This window comes from uncultured Veillonella sp. (genome assembly GCF_963543145.1).
Classification (GTDB): Bacteria; Bacillota; Negativicutes; order Veillonellales; family Veillonellaceae; genus Veillonella.
Map to the genome: position 1 here is coordinate 44,370 of NZ_CAUTZP010000003.1, position 19,051 is coordinate 63,420.

A 19,051-nucleotide genomic window follows, 5' to 3' on the forward strand; every position below is an offset into this window, starting at 1 on the left:
TTTAAAGGTGATCTTCCTTAGGAAGGTCACCTTTTTTATATCTGTTAATTTCTATTGTGATGTAGAGCTCTCTTGGAACTGTATAGGCGCCTGTAGAGCTATGGAGATTAATGTGTTTATGGAACTTGCAGATTCTGCATAGATAAACTCATAAAATTCGTATTATTTTACTTGTAAAATTTTCGATATATGCTATACTTAGTCCATAACCTATTATTGTGATATGAATTAAAGAGGTGTATTATGAATATTCCATTCTTTACAGATTACCTCATGTTAAGCAATCCACTAAGTATTGGTATTATCGCAGTGTTTGTACTTGCGTTAATCGGTATTTATGTGTTGCAACGCAAGGGCACATCCTTTGGTAATCTCGTTATTATTGGTACCATTGTTGGTGCCGTACTCGGTATTGCAGTTCAAATCATTGCGGGCTTCCCAGATGATCCATCTAAAGTGGTTTACATCAAAGAAAGTACTAAGTGGTTCTCTCTAGTGGGTGGCGGTTTCATTGATTTGATTCGTATGCTTGTTATTCCTATTGTATTTATTTCTATCGTCCATGTTATCTTGCACATGGAGGCGGGTGCTAACCTTAAAAAGTTAGTAGTTGCCATGGTATCTACAAACCTTGGCATGGTAGCTGTTGCTGCTATCGTTGGTCTTATCTTGGGTAATGCCTTTGGTTTAGGTCAAGGTTTTGATGTAGTTGAATCTGGTAAAAAGATTCGAGAAATCAAACCAATGGTTGATACATTTCGTGCTTTGATTCCAAGCAATCCAATTCAAGCAGCTGCTGAAACTAATGTTATTGGCATCGTGATATTTGCTATTATCTTGGGTAGTGTTGCTCGCTTATTGAAGAAAACAGGCACAAATAGCATGGAAATCTTTACTAAGCTATTTGATGAACTTCACCAATTAATTTCTTGGGTTGCAGACTTCATTATTGGTCTTATGCCATACGGCGTAGTTGCTTTATTGGCATCCACATTGGCAACACGTGGCCTGCAAGCTATCTTAGACATGGGTCTCTTCGTAGTATTGCTTTACGTTGGTCTTTTGATTATGTTCGTTGTTCAAGCTATCTTGATTGCTAGCTTTGGTTACAATCCGATTACATACTTCAAAAAAGCAAAAGCTCCGCTCTTGTTAGCTTTCACATCCCGTTCCTCTATGGGCGTATTGCCATTGACTGTGGAAACATTGACAAAACGTCTTGGTGTAAATGCTACAACAGCTAATACAGTAGCATCTTTCGGTACTACTGCGGGCATGCAAGGTTGTGCCGGCGTATTCCCCGCACTTGTAGTGGTATATATCTCTAATGTAGCAAATATTCCATTCGATTTGACTATGTACATCATGAGTGTTATTGTTATCGCCATCGGTTCTGTTGGTATCGCTGGTGTTCCTGGTACAGCTACAATGGCTGCATCCGTATCTCTTAGTGGTACAGGCCTTGGTGCGTACTTCACATCCATTAGCCCAATCCTTGCTATCGATCCATTGATCGACATGGGCCGTACATGCTTGAACGTATCCGGTTCCTTAACAAATGCTCTCGTAGTAGATAAAATTATGGGTACTATTGATAAAGACGCATACAACAATCCTAATGAAGGCAGTGTATAAATTTTTACATTGTGGATAGTATATAAAAGTAATCAATACAATTTCAGAACTAATCATAATAAAAAGAACAGTCTTAGGACTGTTCTTTTTGGTTTTTAAAACCTACTATATATTGATGTAGTATTTTATTAAAAATAATTATTATTACAGATTGTAAAGAATGTTATTTGTAATTGATATTAAAATTGTGAGCATGGCTACTAACATACGTGTGCGTGTATGGTATACTTAGCAATACAAAGTTTTGTATTATGCTTAATAGATATAAGCCAAGAGGGTAATAGTATGATTACACAAGAATTGAAAGATCGATTAATTGCGGATTATCCAAAGTTTGAAGATATGACGCATAAATTCTATAAGAAAGAAATGTCTATTGCAGACTATAAAGGCCAATCTGGTACCTATGGTAGCTACGCGGAACGCGGTGCAAACTCTGGTATGAGCCGTTGGCGTTTCAATGGGGGACGCATGACTCGTCAGCACATGCAGTTCTTAGCTGACTCTATCCGTAAATATAACTTACAACACGTACATTTTACTACTGGCCAATGCTTGCAAATGCATGGCCTCGATGGTGATACAATTTTAAATCTATATAAAGAATGTTATGATCACGGTATCTATAACCGCGGTGCTGGTGGGGACAATCCAAATGTGGTAGCTAGTATTTTACGCGGTATTGATCCTCGTGAAACCTTAGATATTACGCCATATGCAACGGCTATTAGCGAGTTCCTTCTAGAGCAAATGTTCTACATCAAAATTCCTCGCAAATTTAAAATGGGTATCGATAATGGCTTCGATAGTACGCCTCATGCTACATTCAAGGACCTTGGTTTCAATTTAACAAAACACAATACCTTTGATGTATATGCTTGTGGTGGTATTGGCCCAAATCCTCGCATTGGTATTCCTGTAGTGCACGATGTGGCGCCTGAGGATGTTTTGTACCATGTGAAAGCTATGCTTATGGTCTTTGCTAACCATGGAAATTTCAAAAACCGTGGTAAGGCTCGTACTCGCTACATGCCTGCTGAAATGGGTGGAGCGGAAGCTTTCATCAAGACCTATGAAGAAACATTGGCGATGGTGAAAGAAGTTGAACAATTAACAATTAATCCTGCTGATTATGCTTATGAAATTACAAAAACAGGTAAGCGTGATAATTCTGTGGAAAATGATCGTATTCACCGTCAAAAACAAGAAGGTTTATACTACGTTGAATACCATCCGGCAGGTGGCGACGCTAATGTAGAACATCTATTGGCTGCTCTCGATTATGCAGTAACACTGGATCAAGTGGAAGCTCGTATTGCGCCGGACCAAGCATTGTTCTTCATCAACCTTACTGCTGATGAGGCTCGTAAAATTGCAGAATTAACAGATGACAGTGCAGAAAATGACTTCCGTCGCTCCGTGTCCTGTGTAGGCTCTACAGTATGCCAAATTGGTATGCAAGACTCCAATGGTCTTTTGAAAGACATCTTCGAACACCTTGAAGAAAAAGGTGTAGACACAAGTAAACTACCTCGTTTACACATCTCCGGCTGTCCACACTCCTGTGGTACACACCAAATCGGTGAAATTGGTTTCCATGGCGCTGTAAAACTAGTAGACAAGAAACCTACAGTAGCATTCATCCTCGTAGACGGTGGTTCCGAACACATGGGCTCCGAAAACTTCGGTAAAATGGCAGGTAATATCGTAGCCACAAAAATCCCAGAATTCCTAGAAGCCTTGGCAAACATCCTGAACCAATCTCCAGAACCAGACTTTGGTACATGGAGAATGACACACAAAGCGGAATACATGGAACTTATAAAAGCATTTGAGTAAATTCCTCCTCCGCTTGTGATGGGGCCTCGTTATATTGCGACAACTCAATAAATAATAAAAAGAGTTCCCTCTTTGCTCCGTTCTTCGCAAAGTCGCTGCATAGGGAACTCTTTTTATTATTTGAGCGCCTACTATTAACTAGTCCCATCACAAGCTACATATGACATTTACTCAATATGCTTTTATATGATGGGGGAAGGGAAGGACTAGCCGCAGGCTAGTCCTTCCCCTACGGTGGGCATGGCACCACTACTATAAAGCCTAGCTGCAGGCTATTTTTTCCCACATGGTGGGCGTGGCGCCATTAGTTTAAAGCCTTTTTACATAGAACAATCGGCTTATCTAGGTGTTATGTATTTAAGTGTGTAGTTCTATTTTGATGGGACGCCTTTATAAATATAATTATAAAAAAGTACGAATATACTTGTGCAGCGACTTTGCGAAGGACGGAGCAAGCAAGTATATTTGTACTTTTTTTACTAGGTTGTAGAAATGAAATAGGGCCCCATCAAAATAGGGAGAATAACCTTGAAAAGCATATGTTGTCTAGATAACCCTTGATTGATTGTGTTATAATGGGCTTTATAGTAGTGTTTGGAGGATTTATCAGATGTTATTTACCGTCAATACAGAAGTCTGTACACGATGCGGCCTTTGCGTAGCTGACTGTCCGACAGGCTTGCTAGTGATGTCCGAAAATGGGCCTGTAACTGGCAAAGGAGGTTGTATCTCCTGTGGGCATTGTATTTCTGTCTGCCCTACACTTGCTCTTGATAGTGATATGACACCACGTAAAGAGCAAATCGATATCACAAAAGAACAAAAGTTAACGCCAGAGCAAGCTGAGTTATTCTTACGCAGCCGTCGCTCTATTCGTAATTACCAAAATAAACCAGTTCCTGCTGAGCTTATTCGCAAGGTATTAAATGTTGCGAGAATGGCTCCCACACCAACAAATACACAAGGTATTTCTTATATTGTAATTCGGGATAAACAAAAGTTGCGCCGCATTGCAGATCTCGTTCTTGAGTGGATGCATTTAGCTGCGAAGACTGTGCCGATTATGCGTCTTTATGCTCGTGCAGCACAGGCTGAAGTGGATAAGGGCAAGGAATATATCTTGCGCGATGCGCCTGCGTTAGTAGTGGCTATCGGTTCTAAAAAGGATATTCATCGTACTCACGATAGTGGTCATTCTTGCTTGTCTTATGCAGAGTTGTATGCACCAACATTAGGCTTAGGTACTTGTTGGGCAGGCTTCTTTGAACATGCTGGGAAAGCAGAATATGAACCATTATTGGAGCTATTAGGTGTGCCTGAAGATAAAATCATTGCTGGTGGTATCTTAATGGGCTATCCAAAGGTTCGTTACCGCAATATTGTGGAACGTCAACCATTGGACGTTACATTTGATACAGAAGAGTAAAAAAAGAGATACTTCAATGATTGTAATCATTGAAGTATCTCTTTTTAGCTATACAGTGATGCTATAAATTATATTAGTTGGCAGTTGTAATAGTGCCTTTGAATGTTTCGTCGATGTATTGTTTAATAGCATCAGATTTGTAAATGTCTGCAATTTTTTTGTAAGTTTCGTTGTCTTTGTCTTCACTACGTACCGCAAGTACCATAACTGTTAATGGTTCATCTTTAGATTCGAAGAAGAAGCCTTGTTTTTCTACATTAAGACCAGCACTTTGTACATAGTTCATTGGAATAACTGCAATTGTTACATCATCTAGACTACGAGGTAATTGAGCTGCTTCTAGTTCTTGAATCTTTATATTTTTCGGGTTAGATGTGATATCTGCAACAGTTGCTTTGAAGCCGACACCATCTTTTAATGTAATTAACCCAGCTTTAGCTAATAAGGCTAATGCACGACCACCATTTGTAGGGTCATTTGGAATAGAAACAGTAGCGCCTTCAGGTACGTCTTGTACGCTGTGTACGCTATTACTGTATAAGCCCATACGCACTAAAATGGTTTTACCGATTGCTACTAAGTTGGAACCATTTTGTTTGTTAAAGTTTTCCATAAATGGTACGTGTTGATAAGCGTTTAGTTGAATATCGCCATCTGCAAGGGCTTTATCAGGTGTTACATAGTCTGAAAATTCAACTACTTTAAGATCGATTCCTTGTTTTTTAGCCTCTTTAGCAACTGCTTCAGCTACTTGAGCATGAGGGCCAGATGTAGCACCTATTTTGATTTCTTTAGGTGTTTGTGTTGATTGATTTGATGTACTACCACAACCAGCGATAGCAAATACAAGAGCACCGATAAGTAATGGCGCTAATAATGTTTTTAATTTCATATAACCATCCCTTTCTACAATATATGTAAATATCCTATCATGTAAGTTGGGTTTTGTATATAGAGAAATATCTATTAGTTAGCTATAGATTAAAGTTATATGCTTTAGCATATCTAAAAATCTCGAAAAGTGATATAATATAATCAATAAGTTTTATACAACTTAATTTAAACGTTACGGTTTAATATATCCATTACAATTTAATATAAGTATTACAAATAATCTAACCGTAAATTTTGGGAAATATAGGAGGCTACCATGTTTAACTTTGATTTTTATAATCCAACCCATATCGTATTTGGTAAAGACCGTTTAGATGAATTAGATGTATTGGTGCCAAAGGATGCAAAGGTACTCATTACTTACGGCGGCGGATCTGCTGTGCGCAGTGGTCTTATTGATCGCATTGTGGAGGCACTTGGCAACCGCAAGGTAGAACAATTCGGCGGTATTGAGCCAAACCCATCTTTTGAAACTTGTGAACGTGCAGTAGCTTTCATTAAAGAACATAGAGTAGATTTCGTGCTCGCTGTAGGCGGCGGTTCTGTAGTAGACGCTACAAAACTTATCGTTATGGGCGCTACCTATGATGGTCCTGTCATTGATGTTATGAGAGCTGGTGTGCCAGAGGTTCCAGTAGAGATGGTACCAAATCCATTACCATTTGGTACAGTTATGACACTTCCTGCGACTGGTTCTGAAATGAACAATGGTGCAGTTATTACTTATGGGGACGGTAAATACCCTGTATTCAGTAGCTTAGTATTTCCTAAGTTCTCCATGCTTGATCCGACATTGACTTTCACATTGCCTGAAAAACAAGTTAAGAATGGTGTTATCGATACATTTGTACATACTACAGAGCAATATTTAACATATCCTGTAGAAGGCCGTATTCAAGATCGTTTCAGTGAAGGTATTTTGAAAACTATGATTGAAATCGGCAAAGAAACAGTAGAGAATCCAGAAAACTACGATATTCGTGCTAACCACGTGTGGGCTTCTACCTTGGCGTTAAATGGCTTGATTGGTGCTGGTGTGCCACAAGACTGGGCAACACATCTTATTGGTCATGAGTTAACTGCGGCGTACCATCTCGACCATGGTATTACATTAGCTATTGTATTGCCTGCATTGTTAGAAGTGAAAAAAGCAGACAAGCTTGAAAAACTAGCGCAATATGCTACGCGGGTATGGCATATTACAGAAGGTACAAACGAAGAAAAAGCAGATAAGGCTATTGCTAAAACTCGTGAATTCTTCGAGTCTCTTGGTGTATCTACGCATTTGAAAGACTATGGTCTTGGAGAAGAAGCAGTTGATAAAATTGTGAAACAATTAGAAGATCATGGTATGACACAACTCGGTGAAAAAGGCGATGTAACACCAGCAGTAGCTCGTGAAATTTTAACGCGCGCTTTATAATACATTTGATTAAAGCCATCAAAATTTGACACTAATTATATACAATGTATAATATAATAGCTTACATAAAAGACACCTTATGGTGTCTTTTATTATTGTTCGAATTTGTTTTAGTGTTTGGAAGAGGGCGAAGAGGTCTAAGATTAGTTTTGACCATCGTTTACATAATACATGATGTATGATTTTGAAAGGAGGAAATCATTTGAGTGAAATAAAGCGGCGAAGTGCCTTCTCCTTTGCACTTCCTATTATGATTCCTATGGGGATTAGCTTCTTTTTCATAGGGTTAGGGTTTGGTCTGTATGCGACGAGCCAAGGCTTCCCGTGGTGGACCGCGCCTGTTTTAGCAGCCACTATTTTCGCAGGCTCTATGGAATTCGTAACTATTGGCATGCTCATGGCAGGCTTTGATCCAGTGAATACGTTTATGTTGACCTTGTTTGTTAATGGGCGTCATTTCTTCTATGGACTGTCTATGTTACAACGCTATGTTAATATGGGTTGGAAATGGTTTCCTACCGTGGCTTGGATGTGTGATGAAAGCTTTGCTATCAACGCTACAACTAAACTTCCAGAAGATGTAGATGAAAAGTGGTTCTATTTCCATGTATCTTGGCTTAACTATGTATTCTGGGTATTTAGTACTCTTGTAGGGGGCTTATTCGGGAATTTGTTGGCTACTGTAGATTTACGGGGTATTGATTTCGTATTACCGGGCCTATTTATTGTTATATTCCTTGAAATGTTATTGAATGCTAAGAATAATAGGATTAAAGCCTTTGGTGTAGCGGGTGCCGTAGTAGCACTTATTATGCTATTAGTGGTAGGTAAATCCCTCTTTATGCTTACTTCGATGAGTTGTATGCTCGTAGCTTCTTATATTGCGTATAAGTGGGGAGGTGTGCGCCTTGACTAGTTTTGAAATGGTTATGACCGTTGCTATCGTAGTAGCGGGTACATTATTGACTCGCTTTGGGGCGTTTCTCATATTTCCACCCGGCAAAAAGGCTCCAGACTTTGTTCTCTATCTTGGTAAAGCGCTACCTGCCTCTGTAATGGGGATGCTCGTTGTATATACATTTAAAGAAACCGTTGTCCTATCGTATCCATACGGAATACCTGAATTGATTGCATTGCTTGTTACCGTAGGCTTACATTTATGGAAACGAAATATGCTTGTATCTATTGGAACAGGCACTGTAGTGTACATGATACTTATACAAGTCGTATTTAATGTGCCGAAATAAAATAAGGCACGCTGAAATAAGCCAGACTAAAATAGACTACACTAAAATAAACTAAACTAAAATAAACCAAACTAAAATAAACCACTTATATCTATTCCATAAGGAAGATGATATAAGTGGTTCTGTTTTTATATTCTATTTAAGTTGCAATAGTCTTTCTAGACCTGGTGCCGTGTGGTGGTCTTCCAAGAAGTCTTGTTGATCTAATAATTCCATAACGTCCATATCGATGTTAGTGAGTTTGAAGTCGAATATATTGAAGTTAGTTTCCATATGGCTTACAGTATTTGCCTTTGGCAATGGAATGATGCCTCGTTGGATGTGCCAACGCAAGATGATTTGGTGTTTACTAACGCCGTATTTTTCAGCCAAGCTTTTGATGATGGGGTGGTCGAAAATTGGTTGGCGATCACGGGTAAATGGTGACCACGCCATGCCTACTACTTGATGTTTACGCATCAATTGTAATAAGGATTGACGTTGGTTGAATGGGTGGCACTCGATTTGGTTTACCACAGGTTTTACATTACAGTGATATAGTAAGTCGATGAGGCGATCTTCGTAGAAGTTAGAGAGCCCTAGACCACGCAATACGTTTTGGTCGTACAACTCCTCCATGGCGCGCCAGGAGCCGTAGTAATCGCCTAGAGGTTGGTGAACGAGCATGATGTCGATATAATTAGTGTCTAATTTTTTTAGAGAACTTTCAACAGCGCGCATCGTATTATCATAGCCCGCATCGGTGTGCCAAATTTTTGTAGTAATAATGACATCTGTACGATTAACGCCAGATGCTTTGATACCTCTGCCAACGGCTTCTTCGTTGCCGTAGTAAGCGGCTGTATCGAGCAAGCGGTAACCTACGCTAAGTGCATTAGCAACGGCTTGCTCTGTTTCTCCTTCAGTACCTGTTTTATATGTGCCATAACCGATAGAGGGAATAAAGCTGCCGTTATTTAATATTCTGAAGTCCATCCGTTCTTCCATAAGAACCTCCGTTATATCCATAAATTAAAGGAATTAGCTTTCATACAATTCTAATTGATTTTATGATATACTAAGGTATTGATAAAAATCAATATGATAGGAAGTGACAGAATGAAAATCAATCGTTTATGTTCTGTAGTTGCTATTCTTAGTGTTATGATAATGGCGCTGGTCATTGCCGGTTGTGGTACAAAAACCGTATCCGTTGCAGAGGTAACATACAAGGATATGCCGTTGCAGATTCATAATGAGGCCAATGTGACAGCCCTTAATAAGGCGACGGTAACACCGACTTTGACTGGGCAGGTCGTATATGCTGTGAAAGTAGGCGACCAAGTACAACAAGGCCAAACCTTGGCAACTGTAGATACATCGGCTTTACAACAACAGCTAGCATCCTTACAAGGACAGTTAGCACAAGCTCAATCGCAATCATATGCGACAACTGTGACGACTACGGCGGCGGCGTCCGTAGATAGTGCTCAATTAGCACAGGCACAGAAAATGCGTGAAGCGGGCATGATTACACAAAAAGAATATGATCGCATTGTGGAACGATCTCAACCACAAACTACGACAGTAACAACTGGCGGTGGTGGCGGTGGCGCTAATGTAGCAGCTATAGAAGCACAAATCGCTCAAGTATCGGCACAAATGGCTGCATCTACAATTGTAGCTCCTATAGCTGGGACGGTAACAGCCATTTATAATGAAGACCGTCAAATGGCCATTGCTGACCGCCCGTTTATGATGATACAACAAACCACACCGATGGTAGCATCTCTCAGCATCCCTCGTGATGCGGCGATGAAACTCGGTACGCCTGATGCTAAAAAAGGTATCAAGGTACTTCTCAAGGTCGGTGATCAAGAATTGCCAGGTGAATTGACGTATGTAGATGTGACTCAGCCAGAAAATGTTCCAAGTGTCCTTGTGAAAGCTACTTTCAACAATGACAAAGGTCTTATCAAGGCTGGTGAGTTCTATACGCTCATCATCGAGTCTGATATAAAGGCGAAGATGTTAACCGTTCCAAGTAAGGCTGTTCGTGAAAACCAAGACGGCAAATATGTGTATGTATTGACTGAAAATAATACAGTGGACGTACGCGTAGTAGAGGTAGGCATCACAGAAGATGATGCTGTAGCTATTATTTCTGGTCTAAACGCAGGTGACAAGGTTATCACAACTGATGGAACCTTTGAGTTAGGCGAATCTGTAAAATTGTAATTACGAACCGTAAGGTTTTATATTAGCGTTTTAATTTATGTTGAATGCATGACTGCAAGAAAACTTTCACATACTGTAAAAGTAACCTCGTAAGAGGAATCTGATAGGAGGGATTATTATTTTAGAATTTAAACGTTTTGAATTAAGAGATAAACCATTAATCGATAAGTATTTTGAACAACATCATTATGAAGCATCTGATAACTGTTTCACTACATTGTTCATGTGGCAAGATCCGTACGGCATCCGTTGGGCTGAAGAAAATGGCGTGTTGTACATTCAAGGTGGCGGTAAGCGTGAACCGTTCCTATTGCCTCCATTTGCTGGTAAAGATGCAAAATTCCTTGATGGTTTATTGCGCGCTAAGGAATGGTTCGTAGAAAATAAATTGCCATTCCGCTTTAAAGGTGTTAGTAAAGCAGTAAAAGAGCGTATGGAAGAACTTTGTCCTGGTCGCTATGAGTTCACACCTGACCGTGATAACTACGAATACATTTACAAGACTGAAGATCTTATCAATTTGTCGGGTAAGAAATTCCGTCAAAAGAAAAATCATTTGAACCAATTCCGTATGCAATATTCCAACTATGAGTACTTGCCAATTACGGAAGATATTATTCCATTATGTCGCGAAACAGCAGCATCTTGGGTGGAAACTCACCACGAAGAAGGTATCGAAGATGAATTAGTAGCAATCAATTTGTTGTTTGATAACTGGGAAGCACTAGGCCTTAAAGGCGGCGCTATTAAACTGTTTGGTCGTGTGGAAGCTTTCAGTATCGGTGAATTGTTGAATGATAAAATGGCGTTGATTCATATTGAAAAAGCAAATCCAGATATTCGTGGTTTGTATCAAGCGATTAATAATGAATTCATTCGTCATGAATTTAGTGATGTGGAATTCATCAACCGTGAAGAAGACATGGGCTTGCCTGGCCTTCGTCAAGCAAAAGAATCTTATAACCCAGATCACTTTGCTGAAAAATATGACGCTGTTTATGCTAATGAAGCAGATAATGCAACAGGCGGTAAATAAAAATTTGAGCTATGAAGCCGATGTGCTTCATAGCTCCTTTTGTTATAATAGAAGTATTAGCCTATCTATTTGACTATACATTGTGTATCATCATGGCGATGCGATGCGATGCGATGTAACAGATAGAGAGCGTTTTTTATACTAAACGAGGATAAACTTATGGAATTTAGAATTGCAACGGCCCAAGATACGCCACATGTGGAAAACCTTTGGGCGTACTGTTTTGAACCTAAGGAAGATCCATTCTTCCAATATTATTTTACAAATTGTTATGAACCTGAAAATACAATGGTAGGCCTTGAACAAGGCCAATTGTTGAGTACTGTTCATTTGCGTCAATATAATCTTAATGTACGCGGTGCTATACTGCCTACAAGTTATATGGTAGGTGTTGCCACACATCCTGCGGCTCGCCGTGGTGGTGTAGGTGGGGCCTTATTGACTGCTGCATTAGAGGAACTTCGTAAGCGCGGTCAAGCTATAACGATTTTGATGCCATCCAAGGCGGCGTTCTATCAACAATATGGTTGGGAACTTTATGCTCATCAATGGGTGAACACCATGTCTCTTGAAGACTTGCGCCCTATGACGGATAAAATGTTGAGTTTTGGCTTGCTTAATAGCGTAGACCAATGGACCTTGTTAGATCCAGTATATAAAGCGTATACAGCGCGTTTATCTGGTTATGCGGAGCGCGGTGAAAAGGAATGGAAACGTTTGCTTGGTAGCTTCTTCGGAGAAGGCGTAAACATCGCCGTTGTACGCAATGATGAAAGTATCATTGAAGGATATGCGGTATATCGTTTAGGCCAACCTGAAATCCCTGTTTCTGAATTCGTTTATACTACACGCCGTGCACAACGAGCATTACTCAATTATTTCTACAATCATCGCTCCCAAGGCACTTCTATCCGTTGGAATGAAGGTCTTCACGATACATATTATCGTTTCTATCCAGATGGTAGAAGTGGCCATGCTACTATGCCGTATATGATGAGTCGCATTGTTGATGTGAAAGCGGCTCTTGAAGCAATCCCTGTAAATCCAGAGGCATTGATGATGCCTATTACTTTGACCTTTGGTGTTAAAGATAGCCTTTGTGCATGGAATGAAGGGCGCTACGAAGTACAATACGGCGGCGGGTTAACTCCAACTGTTAAGAAAGTATCTGATACGCTTGAAGGTGAAGTCGATCTTACTGTTGAAGTAGGCGCTTTGAGCCAACTTTTGATGGGCACATTAACAGCACGTGACCTTGCCTTTGAAGGTAAGCTTTCAGTAGGACAAGAATGGCTAGATTATTTCGATATCCTCTATCCTGAACAAAAAACATATATTAACGAGTGGTGGTAATATGAGCTGGAAAACATATACGGTAAAAGAACCGACAGAATTAACAGTCTCTAAATATGTAAAGGAACGATTTTCTCTATCCTCTCGGGATATTCAAATGATGTTCCGCAAGAAACGGGTAAAGGTAAACAGCCGTGTAGCCCATTCTCAGCGTTCCCTCAAAAAAGGTGATGTATTAACCTTGGAACTGCCACAGGATAAGGATTATGGGGTAGATGTAGAAAAGGGTCCTATTACGGTTCTTTACGAAGATGCTCATACCTTGGTAGTTAATAAGGATCCCTTTATGCTCGTTCACCCGGCAGGTCAAACAAAGTCTTGTACATTGAGCAACTATGTGGCGGGTTATTATGCGAAAAAGGGCATAGTTCATAAGGTGCGTCCTGTGCATCGCCTGGACCGCGATACCTCTGGGTGCATTCTCTTTGGCAAAACTAAGGAAGCGCAGCAGTACTACACAGATGAACTACAGTCTGGTCGTATCGATCGCATATATACTGGCCTTGTAGAAGGTAGCATTGCTTCGGATGGCGTTGTGGATGCGCCTATCGGTGTAGATCCTGTATTTGATAATCGCCGTGTCATCGATGAATTTGGTCAACCGGCACAAACGGAGTATACCGTTCTTAGTCATGATGGAAATCATACTTTATTGCGATTTAAATTGCTCACAGGTCGAACGCATCAAATTCGTGTACATATGGAACATATCGGTTATCCTATTGTTGGTGATGCTATGTATGGTACGCGTAATAAACCATACACGCGCCAATGTTTGCATGCATCAGAAATCACTTTCATACCTTATGGTAAGGATGAGTCTATCACAGTGAGCTGTGAAGTAGGGGATAATTTTGGCTGTGAAAAGTCCTGATTGTATTTATAAATTCTATCAATTATAATTTATATGATGATGTGGTCATAGAGCGTGCCACGTAAAATAAAGAAAGCTCAATTGCTAGATGTGGACATAGAGCGTGCCAAGTAAAATAAAAAAAGCTCAATTGCTAGATGTGGACATAGAGCGTGCCAAGTAAAATAAAAAAAGCTCAATCGATGATAAAGAAAGATATCCATTGATGATTGTGTATTCATGTATACAAAAAACAATAGTGATAAAAAATCATAGTCTATGACTTAAAGTCATGGACTATGTTTTTTTTATATTTTCAATACACAGTGGACAGGAGTATACTATGTATAGACAAAAATTCTATAGAATTTAAAATTTAGATGAGGTTATCGATTGTAATGAGTTGATAATGGCACTATATAGAGGGTTCTTTAGATGTAGTTTATAGTTTATACTTTCACCAAGACCGAACGGAACGATGCCGCAGTGCTTGGGATGATCAAGTGATATGAAGGAGTGCACGTTATGGATATGAATCAGAGCACAATTAAGCAACAACGTCTAGATCAAGCTAGACTCGAAGCCAATGGTATGTACAGCAGCCAATTTGAAAAAGATGCGTGCGGCATGGGCTTTGTCGTTAATATTAAGGGTAAAAAATCCCATGATATTATCGATGATGGGTTGCGTATTTTAGAGCGCCTTGAGCACCGCGGTGGTGCAGGTGCCGATAAAGACACAGGGGATGGTGCCGGTATTTTGGTACAAATTCCACATGAGTTCTTTAAACGCGAATGCGAAGTGCTTGGTATCAACTTGCCTGCAGCAGGCGAGTACGGCGTAGGTATGGTCTTTGCCCATAAATATGAAAGTCTCCGTAACGAGCAAAAACGCATTTTTGAAGAGGTTGTTCGCGAAGAAGGCCAAGTTGTTCTCGGCTGGCGTGAAGTACCAGTTGATGGTACAAAGGTTGGTCAAGAGGCGGCTGCCATTCGTCCTTGGATGATTCAAATTCTTATCGGTAAAGGTCCAGATGTAACGAATAATAAAGAATTCGAACGTAAATTGTATATCATCCGTAAATTGGCGGAAAAACGTATCATTCCGTTGAGCAAGGAATTATCTAGCGACTTCTATATCGCCTCTTTGTCTTCTAAAACAATCGTATATAAAGGTATGTTAACACCTGGTCAATTGCGTGACTTCTACCTTGATTTGAGTGACCTTGATTTCACATCTGCGTTGGCTATGGTTCACTCTCGTTTCAGTACGAATACATTCCCAAGCTGGGCTCGGGCGCATCCTAACCGTTTCTTAGTGCATAATGGTGAAATCAACACTATCCGCGGTAACGTAAACTGGATTAATGCGCGTGAAGGTAAAGCAGAATCTCCATTATTCCCAGATATTAAAAAGGTATTCCCTGTAGTTGATGACAGCGGTTCTGACTCCGCTATGTTCGATAATACGCTAGAGTTCTTGCATATGACAGGCCGTTCCTTGCCTCATGCGATTATGATGATGATTCCTGAGCCTTGGGAACGCCACAATCTCATGAGCAAAGAAAAACATGATTTCTACGAGTTCAATAGCTTTATGATGGAACCATGGGATGGCCCTGCGGCTATGGGCTTTACAGATGGTACTGTTATCGGTGGCGTACTTGACCGTAATGGTTTGCGTCCTGCTCGTTACTATGTAACAACTGATGACCGTGTAATCATGGCCTCCGAAGTTGGTGTAGTAAACGAAAATGCTGAAAACATTCGCGCTAAAGGTCGTCTAGAACCAGGTAAAATGCTTCTCATCGATACAGAGGAACAACGTATTATCTCTGACGAGGAAATCAAACAACGCGTTGCCACTGAATTGCCATATGATGAATGGGTAAAAGAGCACGTTATTCACTTGTCTGAAATTACGCAAGCTGATGAAAGCGACATTCCAAAAGTAGAAGACTTGTTCAAAAATCAACAAGCCTTTGGTTATACTCAAGAAGATCTTGTACGTATGATTGTACCTATGGCAAAGGATGGTAAGGATCCTGTAGGTGCTATGGGTGCCGATGCTCCATTGGCTATCTTGTCCGACAAACCACAATTGTTGTATAGCTATTTCAAGCAAATGTTCGCGCAAGTAACAAACCCACCTATCGACTCTATTCGTGAGGAAATGGTTACATCTACGCGCGTAATGCTTGGTAACTCTGGTAACTTAACAGATCCAAACAAAGCTGGTACGTATGCGTTATCTATGCGTACACCAATTCTTACAAACCAAGAGTTGGCATCCATCAAGGCTCTTGACTGTCGTCGCATGAAATCCGTTACATTGCCAATCCTCTTCGACCCAACTAAAGGTGCAGATGGTTTGCGTGATGCATTGAATGAATTATGCGAAAAAGCAGAAGAAGCGGCACGTACAGAGCAAAATGTATTGATTTTATCCGACCGTGGCGTCGATGAAAATCATGCACCAATTCCAGCATTATTGGCTGTAGCAGCTGTTCATAATCACTTGATCAATAAAGTGTTGCGCACAGAAATCGGTCTTATTCTTGAATCTGGTGAGCCTCGAGAAGTTCATCACTTCTGTACATTAATTGGTTATGGTGTAACCGCTATCAACCCATACTTGGCTCTTGAAACAGTACGTGATTTGCAAGCTCGTAAACGCCTTGGCGATATTACGGTTGAAGAAGCAGAAAAAAACTACATCAAAGCAGCTGTAGGTGGCATCATGAAGGTTATGTCCAAAATGGGTATTTCTACAGTTCGTTCCTACCATGGTGCACAAATCTTTGAAGCCTTAGGTTTGAATACAAACTTCATTAACAAGTTCTTTGTAAATACACCAACACGTATTGGTGGTATTGGTCTTGTAGGCGTTGCTAATGAAGCATTGGCTCGTTTTGACCGCGCCTTTAAATCCGACGAAACTGTACTTGAACCAGGTGGTTGGTATGGTCCTGTAAAAGACGGGGAAGAGCATTTGTTTAACCCTAAGACTATCGATCTTTTACAAGAATCCCTTATCAATGGCGACTATGCAAAATATAAAGAGTATTCTAAAGCAATTCGCAATGATTACCACGTTACATTGCGTTCCTTGATGGAATTGAACTACCCAGTAGGCGGTGGTATTCCTATTGAAGAGGTTGAACCTGAAGAATCTATCGTAAAACGCTTTAAAGCGGGCGCTATGAGTTATGGTGCTATCAGTAAAGAGGCGCATGAAGCGATTGCTATCGCTATGAACCGCCTTGGCTCTACATCTAACTCTGGTGAAGGTGGCGAAGATGTAGCTCGCTTCAAACCATTGCCAAACGGCGACAGCATGAACTCCGAAGTAAAACAGATCGCTTCTGGTCGTTTCGGTGTCACTGCGAACTACCTCATCCACGCAAAAGAATTGCAAATTAAATGTGCACAAGGTGCTAAACCAGGTGAAGGTGGCCAGTTGCCAGGTAAAAAAGTATACCCTGAAATTGCAAAAGCTCGTCACTCTACGCCAGGTGTAGAGCTTGTATCTCCACCACCGCATCACGATATTTATTCCATCGAAGATTTGGCTGAGTTGATTTATGATTTGAAATGCGTCAACAAAGATGCACGTATTTCTGTTAAATTGACATCTGAAGCTGGCGTTGGTACTATCGCTGCTGGCGTTGCAAAAGCAAAAGCTGACAATATCTTAATCTCTGGTTACGACGGTGGTACAGGCGCAGCAGGCCGTACGTCTGTAAGACATGCTGGTGTGCCTTGGGAATTAGGTTTGTCCGAAACGCATCAAACATTGATGCTCAATAGATTGCGTGACCGCGTTCAATTAGAAGTAGACTCCAAGTTGATGACAGGTTTCGACGTAGCTATAGCGGCTATGCTAGGTGCTGAGCTATTTGGCTTTGGTACGTTGCCACTCGTTGCAGTAGGTTGTAAGATGGCTCGTGTATGTAATCTCAACACATGTCCTTATGGTGTAGCTACACAAGATGAAAAATTACGTGCTCGTTTCACTGGTAAACCTGAGTATGTAGAAAACTTGATGATTTTCATCGCTCGTGAATTGCGCGAAATCATGGCTCGCTTAGGTATTCGCTCTGTAGCTGAACTCGTTGGTCGTATTGACCTCGTTCGTCAAAAATCTCAAGATGATAACTTCAAATTGTCTCGCGTTGACCTCAAACGCGTATTGTTCCGTCCATACATCGATTCCTCTGTAGGTCACATGCATACTGTTGATCAAGATCATGAATTGGAACGCACATTGGATATGTCCAAACTCTTGCGTATGTGCCGTCCTGCTATTGAGGACCAAAAACCTATTCGTGCTAAATTAGCTATTAACAATATTAACCGTGTAGTAGGTACTTTGGTTGGTTCTGAGGTGACTCGTCGCTATGGTGAAAGTGGCTTGCCTGATAACACAATCAAGTTAAACTTCGAAGGCTCTGCAGGTCAATCTTTCGGTGCTTTCATCCCTAAAGGCATGACATTAGAACTTGAAGGGGATGCAAACGATTATCTCGGTAAAGGTTTGTCTGGTGGTACTATCACTGTATATCCACCTAAGAAATCTATCTTCGAAGCTGATGAAAACATCCTTATTGGTAACGTTGCGTTCTACGGTGCTACTTCTGGCACATCCTACATCAACGGTGTAGCTGGTGAACGTTTCGCCGTTCGTAACAGTGGTATCACTGCCGTTGTAGAAGGCGTAGGTGACCATGGTTGTGAATACATGACTGGTGGCGAAGTACTCGTACTTGGTAAAATCGGTCGTAACTTTGCAGCAGGTATGTCCGGTGGCTATGCGTACATCCTCGATTGCGATGAACGCTATGTAAATACAGGCCTCGTAGAATTACGTCCTGCTAATAATGATGACCTTAAACGTATTAAAGAATTAGTAGAACAACACGTATTGCATACTAACTCCGCTAAAGGCCGTCACATCCTTGAAAACTGGAATAACTTTGTAAACAGATTTACAAAAGTTGTACCAGTAGCATATGAAGAAATGCATGCTGCTATTGAACGCTTCAAAGAACAAGGTTTATCCTTGGAAGAAGCTCAATTAGCTGCATTCAAAGAAAAATATGCAAAATAATTTCTAATCTTACTACATA

At 40.6% G+C, this 19,051-nt stretch carries 13 protein-coding genes; 11 read left to right on the plus strand and 2 right to left on the minus strand.

What is annotated here, in order from left to right; genetic code table 11:
- Nucleotides 1-243: 243 nt before the first annotated feature.
- The 3 genes from RWZ05_RS02485 (at nucleotide 244) to RWZ05_RS02495 (ending at nucleotide 4,900) form a co-directional block, all read left to right on the plus strand.
- Nucleotides 244-1,635 carry a cation:dicarboxylate symporter family transporter gene (locus tag RWZ05_RS02485; protein ID WP_314641790.1) on the plus strand — a complete coding sequence of 464 codons (1,392 nt, stop codon included), beginning with the start codon at nucleotides 244-246 and terminating at the stop codon, nucleotides 1,633-1,635.
- Nucleotides 1,636-1,920: 285 nt separating this feature from the next.
- Nucleotides 1,921-3,474, plus strand: a complete 1,554-nt coding sequence (locus RWZ05_RS02490; RefSeq protein WP_314641792.1) for a nitrite/sulfite reductase — start codon at nucleotides 1,921-1,923, stop codon at nucleotides 3,472-3,474.
- Between the two features lie 610 nt (nucleotides 3,475-4,084).
- Nucleotides 4,085-4,900 (plus strand): nitroreductase family protein, encoded by an 816-nt coding sequence (locus tag RWZ05_RS02495; protein WP_314641794.1) that lies wholly within the window; start codon nucleotides 4,085-4,087, stop codon nucleotides 4,898-4,900.
- Between the two features lie 73 nt (nucleotides 4,901-4,973).
- Here the strand turns inward: RWZ05_RS02495 and RWZ05_RS02500 are convergent, their stop codons facing one another.
- Nucleotides 4,974-5,792 carry a MetQ/NlpA family ABC transporter substrate-binding protein gene (locus RWZ05_RS02500; RefSeq protein ID WP_295213225.1) on the minus strand — a complete coding sequence of 273 codons (819 nt, stop codon included), beginning with the start codon at nucleotides 5,790-5,792 and terminating at the stop codon, nucleotides 4,974-4,976.
- A gap of 258 nt (nucleotides 5,793-6,050) precedes the next feature.
- Between RWZ05_RS02500 and RWZ05_RS02505 the strand changes: the two genes are divergently transcribed.
- The 3 genes from RWZ05_RS02505 (at nucleotide 6,051) to RWZ05_RS02515 (ending at nucleotide 8,464) form a co-directional block, all read left to right on the plus strand.
- On the plus strand, nucleotides 6,051-7,217 hold the full coding sequence (locus RWZ05_RS02505) for an iron-containing alcohol dehydrogenase (protein WP_314641795.1): 1,167 nt from the start codon (nucleotides 6,051-6,053) through the stop codon (nucleotides 7,215-7,217).
- Nucleotides 7,218-7,467: 250 nt separating this feature from the next.
- On the plus strand, nucleotides 7,468-8,133 hold the full coding sequence (locus RWZ05_RS02510) for an AzlC family ABC transporter permease (RefSeq protein WP_314641930.1): 666 nt from the start codon (nucleotides 7,468-7,470) through the stop codon (nucleotides 8,131-8,133).
- Nucleotides 8,126-8,464, plus strand: coding sequence for a branched-chain amino acid transporter permease (locus RWZ05_RS02515; protein ID WP_314641797.1), 339 nt, complete (start codon nucleotides 8,126-8,128; stop codon nucleotides 8,462-8,464). The genes RWZ05_RS02510 and RWZ05_RS02515 overlap by 8 nt, the downstream gene beginning before the upstream one ends.
- 135 nt (nucleotides 8,465-8,599) lie before the next feature.
- Here RWZ05_RS02515 and RWZ05_RS02520 read toward each other — a convergent pair whose 3' ends face one another.
- Nucleotides 8,600-9,451 (minus strand): aldo/keto reductase, encoded by an 852-nt coding sequence (locus tag RWZ05_RS02520; RefSeq protein WP_314641799.1) that lies wholly within the window; start codon nucleotides 9,449-9,451, stop codon nucleotides 8,600-8,602.
- A gap of 111 nt (nucleotides 9,452-9,562) precedes the next feature.
- On the opposite strand from RWZ05_RS02520, the gene RWZ05_RS02525 reads away from it, so the two are divergent.
- From RWZ05_RS02525 to gltB, 5 genes are all read left to right on the plus strand, one after another.
- Nucleotides 9,563-10,681 (plus strand): efflux RND transporter periplasmic adaptor subunit, encoded by a 1,119-nt coding sequence (locus RWZ05_RS02525; protein WP_314641802.1) that lies wholly within the window; start codon nucleotides 9,563-9,565, stop codon nucleotides 10,679-10,681.
- A 100-nt stretch (nucleotides 10,682-10,781) separates the two neighbouring features.
- Complete coding sequence (locus RWZ05_RS02530) at nucleotides 10,782-11,717, plus strand: phosphatidylglycerol lysyltransferase domain-containing protein (protein WP_314641932.1); 936 nt, start codon at nucleotides 10,782-10,784, stop codon at nucleotides 11,715-11,717.
- Nucleotides 11,718-11,876: 159 nt separating this feature from the next.
- Nucleotides 11,877-13,070: a GNAT family N-acetyltransferase gene (eis, locus tag RWZ05_RS02535; RefSeq protein ID WP_314641803.1), complete on the plus strand. Its 1,194-nt coding sequence runs from the start codon at nucleotides 11,877-11,879 to the stop codon at nucleotides 13,068-13,070.
- 1 nt (nucleotide 13,071) lies between these two features.
- Nucleotides 13,072-13,944: an RluA family pseudouridine synthase gene (locus RWZ05_RS02540; protein ID WP_314641805.1), complete on the plus strand. Its 873-nt coding sequence runs from the start codon at nucleotides 13,072-13,074 to the stop codon at nucleotides 13,942-13,944.
- Nucleotides 13,945-14,448: 504 nt separating this feature from the next.
- The gene (gltB, locus tag RWZ05_RS02545; RefSeq protein ID WP_314641807.1) at nucleotides 14,449-19,032 is read left to right on the plus strand and encodes a glutamate synthase large subunit; all 4,584 of its coding nucleotides are present in this window, start codon (nucleotides 14,449-14,451) and stop codon (nucleotides 19,030-19,032) included.
- The last annotated feature ends 19 nt before the right edge of the window (nucleotides 19,033-19,051 follow it).